Consider the following 2,888-nt stretch of genomic DNA (forward strand, 5'->3'; position numbering starts at 1 on the left):
CATCGTAAAGCTGTCATGTTGACGGGCGGCATAATATGAATTCCGCTGCGGAGTGTCAACGGCAAAATCAATAACCGCCGTTCGATCGCCGAAAAATCATGCAAATGAATCACTTTGCGAGCCTGCTCGCAGTCAGGAGTTAAGCCTGTCACGTTTTCACGTAAAACGGTGCTATAAAATGAGCCGTTAATTAACCCCACTGATATTCAGGAAATTGCATGATCAAGGAACGAATGACGCCGGAAGAGTTAGCCCTGCTCACTGGCTATAGCCGACAGACCATCAATAAATGGGTACGCAAAGAGGGTTGGATTACGTCACCAAAGCCAGGCGTCCAGGGCGGGAAAGCGCGCCTGGTACATGTGAATGAAAAAGTCCGTGACTTTATTCGCAGCGCACGTCGCGCGAGCGAAACGTCCGAACTGCCGGAAGGCGCCTGCCATGACGGTTCGCTTCACACCCTACTCCTGACGCTGGCCAATGAAATGACGCCGGAAGAGCAAAAGCAGATGACATCGCTGTTGATGCGGGAAGGGATCACCGGATTATTGCAACGTTTAGGGATTCGCGATCAGAACTGATATGAAAAGATTACGGAGCAAAATGACCACGGAAGAGCTGGCGGAGAATTTGGGCGTTGCCAGACAAACGGTTAATCGCTGGATACGCCAGCAGGGGTGGAAAACGGAAGGACTCAACGGCGTGAAAGGCGGTCGTGCACGGCTGATTCATGTCGACGCGCGGGTGAAGGAACATATTATGAGCCTCCCGGCGGTTCGCAACCGTCAGGCGGTTTACCATCTCGCCGAGGCCACGACGTCCTACAATGACCCCTCTTCAAATCTGTCTCAGGGCATTATTGAGACGCTGGAGAGTATGACTCCGTCAGAGCAGAAGCGCCTGGACACCTTATTGAAACGCGAAGGCATACGCGGTTTTCTTATGCGTCTGGGCATCGCGGAAGAAAAGGCGTAAAAAAAAACGGCAGGTTACCCTGCCGTTTGCTTTTTCCTGGACGTGATTACTGCTGATTTTCACGTTCAGCGATAAAGTCCAGCGCCTTGTTGATGCGCGCCACGCTGCGTGATTTGCCGATGGCGTGAACCGTCACATCCAGCGCCGGAGACTGTCCTGCACCGGTTACCGCAACGCGAAGCGGCATACCGACTTTACCCATGCCGACTTCCAGTTCGTCTGCCGTCGCCTGAATGGCGTGGTGCACATTCTCGGCGGTCCACTCGGTGAGGGCAGCGAGCTTGTCACGCACCACTTCCAGCGGCTGACGCGCAACCGGGCGGAGGTGTTTCTTCGCGGCGTCAGCGTCGAACGCGTCAAACTCTTCATAGAAGTAGCGGCAGCTTTCGGCAATCTCTTTCAGCGTTTTGCAGCGCTCGCCGAGCAATTTCACCAGTTCCGCCAGCTCAGGGCCCGTGCGGGTATCAATATTTGCCTGCTCAATGTGCCACTGCAGGTACGTCGCCACATATTCTGGCGGCATGGTATTGATGTAGTGATGGTTCAGCCACTGCAGCTTGTCGGTATTAAATGCGCTCGCGGATTTGCTGACAGAACTCAGAGAGAACAGTTCGATCATCTCTTCGCGGCTGAAGATCTCCTGGTCACCGTGGGCCCAGCCCAGGCGCACCAGATAGTTCAGCAGCGCTTCCGGCAGATAGCCATCGTCGCGATACTGCATCACGCTTACCGCACCGTGGCGCTTGGAGAGTTTTTTCCCGTCATCACCGTTGATCATGGAGACGTGTGCATAGACTGGCACAGGAGCGTTCAGCGCCTTCAGGATGTTGATCTGACGCGGCGTGTTGTTGATGTGGTCTTCACCACGAACAACGTGGGTAATCTCCATATCCCAGTCGTCAACCACCACGCAGAAGTTGTAGGTTGGGGAACCGTCGGTGCGACGGATGATCAGATCGTCCAGCTCCTGGTTGCTGAATTCAATAGGGCCGCGGATCTGGTCGTCAAAGATCACCGAGCCCTCTTGCGGGTTAGCAAAACGCACGACGCACGGCTCGTCAGCTGCATGTTCGCTATGGTCGTGGCGGCAGCGGCCGTCATAACGCGGTTTTTCACCGTTCGCCATCTGCGCTTCACGCAGCGCGTCCAGACGCTCTTTCGAGCAGTAGCATTTATACGCCGTGCCCGCGACCAGCATTTCATCAATGACCGCGTTATAGCGGTCAAAGCGTTTGGTCTGGAAGTAAGGGCCTTCATCCCATTCCAGATTCAGCCAGTTCATCCCATCCATAATGGCTTCAATTGCTTCTGGGGTGGAGCGCTCAAGATCGGTGTCTTCAATACGCAGCACGAACTCACCTTTGTTGTGGCGTGCGAAAAGCCAGGAATAAAGAGCGGTACGTGCACCACCGACGTGCAGATAGCCTGTCGGGCTCGGCGCGAAGCGAGTTTTGATTTTCATGAAATGGCCTTACGTTATAAAGATGCCGGCAATCGGCAAATCCTGGGGAAAAAACGATGGGCAATATTCTATCACTGTGGGGGGATTCCTCAATGTCGATCCCTTTATCATGGCCGAGTTTGCGATTTTTGTTTAGAAATCATGCTTCACAGCCCATTTCGCGATCGTTTTGTTTAATTTTACGACGAACGAATAAAAACTTTAGAAAATGCGTTGACTCATTTTCAACTCTCCCTATAATGCGACTCCACACAGCGGGGGTGATTAGCTCAGTTGGTAGAGCATCTCCTTTACACGGAGGGGGTCGGCGGTTCGAGCCCGTCATCACCCACCATCTACTTCAGTAGACTCGCAGTGTAGATAAGAATTGAGATTGGGCGATTAGCTCAGTTGGTAGAGCATCTCCTTTACACGGAGGGGGTCGGCGGTTCGAGCCCGTCATCGCCCACCA

The 2,888-nt window shown here is 53.6% G+C and carries 4 protein-coding genes and 2 tRNA genes; 4 read left to right on the forward strand and 2 right to left on the reverse strand.

Annotated features, from left to right (window positions below; genetic code table 11):
* A partial coding sequence (locus L6R44_RS15315; protein WP_237424678.1) for a hypothetical protein occupies positions 1-200 on the reverse strand: 200 nt, incomplete at its 3' end.
* Between the two features lie 18 nt (positions 201-218).
* On the opposite strand from L6R44_RS15315, the gene L6R44_RS15320 reads away from it, so the two are divergent.
* Complete coding sequence (locus L6R44_RS15320) at positions 219-581, forward strand: YfeC-like transcriptional regulator (protein ID WP_237424679.1); 363 nt, start codon at positions 219-221, stop codon at positions 579-581.
* Between the two features lies 1 nt (position 582).
* The gene (locus L6R44_RS15325; protein ID WP_237424680.1) at positions 583-975 is read left to right on the forward strand and encodes a YfeC-like transcriptional regulator; all 393 of its coding nucleotides are present in this window, start codon (positions 583-585) and stop codon (positions 973-975) included.
* 46 nt (positions 976-1,021) lie between these two features.
* On the opposite strand, the gene gltX is transcribed toward L6R44_RS15325, so the two are convergent.
* On the reverse strand, positions 1,022-2,437 hold the full coding sequence (gene gltX / locus L6R44_RS15330; protein WP_237424681.1) for a glutamate--tRNA ligase: 1,416 nt from the start codon (positions 2,435-2,437) through the stop codon (positions 1,022-1,024).
* 258 nt (positions 2,438-2,695) lie between these two features.
* Here gltX and L6R44_RS15335 point away from each other — a divergent pair.
* Positions 2,696-2,771 (forward strand) — tRNA-Val (locus tag L6R44_RS15335).
* A 41-nt stretch (positions 2,772-2,812) separates the two neighbouring features.
* A tRNA-Val gene (locus L6R44_RS15340) sits at positions 2,813-2,888 on the forward strand.

The organism is Enterobacter cloacae complex sp. ECC445, assembly GCF_021892025.1.
Lineage (GTDB): Bacteria > Pseudomonadota > Gammaproteobacteria > Enterobacterales > Enterobacteriaceae > Enterobacter > Enterobacter chengduensis.